This is a genomic window from Mesorhizobium sp. M4B.F.Ca.ET.017.02.2.1 (assembly GCF_003998955.1).
In the GTDB taxonomy this organism is placed as follows: Bacteria; Pseudomonadota; Alphaproteobacteria; order Rhizobiales; family Rhizobiaceae; genus Mesorhizobium; species Mesorhizobium abyssinicae.
Genome location: NZ_RZOF01000627.1, coordinates 1 through 1,188, shown reverse-complemented (window position 1 = coordinate 1,188; position 1,188 = coordinate 1). Strand labels below are relative to the sequence as shown.

Below are 1,188 nucleotides of genomic sequence, written 5' to 3'. Positions count from 1 at the left end.
TCGGCGTCAATCGCCCCGGCGCCTTCGGCGAGTATGTGGCGATCCCGCAGCACAATGTCGTGCCGATCCCCGACGATGTGCCGGACGAGATCGCGGCGATCTTCGATCCGCTGGGCAATGCGGTTCATACCGCATTGTCCTTCGACCTGGTCGGCGAGGACGTGCTGGTCACCGGCGCTGGGCCAATCGGCATCATGGGCGCGCTGGTGGCGCAATGCGTCGGCGCGCGAAAAGTCGTCATCACCGACATCAACCCGGTCCGGCTGGACCTGGCGCGCAAGCTCGGCGTCCAGCATGTCGTCGACGCCTCGAAGGAAAAGCTGCGCGACGTCATGCCGGCGCTCGGCATGACCGAGGGTTTCGACGTCGGCCTGGAAATGTCGGGCGCCGCACCCGCCTTCCGCGACATGATCGATACCATGAACAATGGTGGCAAGATCGCCATTTTGGGCATCGCGCCGACCGGCTTCGAGATCGACTGGAACAAGGTCATCTTCAAGATGCTGCACCTCAAAGGCATCTACGGCCGCGAGATGTTCGAGACCTGGTACAAGATGATCGCCCTGGTGCAGGGGCCGCTGGATGTCTCGGGGCTGATCACGCATCGCATTGGGATCGACGATTTCCAGACCGGTTTTGATGCGATGAGGAGTGGGAGTTCGGGTAAGGTGGTGATGGATTGGTGAGGGCAGCGCTTGATATCAAGAGGCAAGGGCTCGCTATCGGTGGGCTGAGTGTCCTGAAGAGCAGAGCGATTTACCCCTGCTGGGGGCGAAGATGACGCTGCTCAGGTTGTCGAAGCCAAAAACTTGATCCAGCCCGCGCTGACAGCCGGGTAGTCTCGTGAGGGACTCCGGCGCGGACAGGGCACGCAGGAAATGAAACCTTAAATAGTCGTCGTTGTGGGCTTGAAGTCTTGAGCTCGTGCAGAGGCTCGGAGCACAACTCGCCGCAAGGATTCGACTTCACGCCCGCGTGGCTTGGCGCCATCGTGCGACTTTGGGGCCCTTTTCATCTCCGACTCTCAGCGACCTTGCGCACCGCTGCGATTGCCTCGGCAACGGCGACACGATCGACGTCGAGATGGGTGACCCAGCGCATTCGTCCACCCGGCCAGAAACTCGCCGCGATGCCAAGTTCACGTAGCGCCTGTGATAGCCGGGTCGCCAACTCGGGCGCGAGATCTAC

General features: G+C 61.7%; 1 protein-coding gene. It reads left to right on the top strand.

From position 1 onward, the window contains the following. On the top strand, nucleotides 1–686 hold a 686-nt coding region (locus tag EN738_RS34435), incomplete at its 5' end, for a zinc-binding dehydrogenase (RefSeq protein WP_127287378.1). Nucleotides 687–1,188 lie beyond the last annotated feature (502 nt).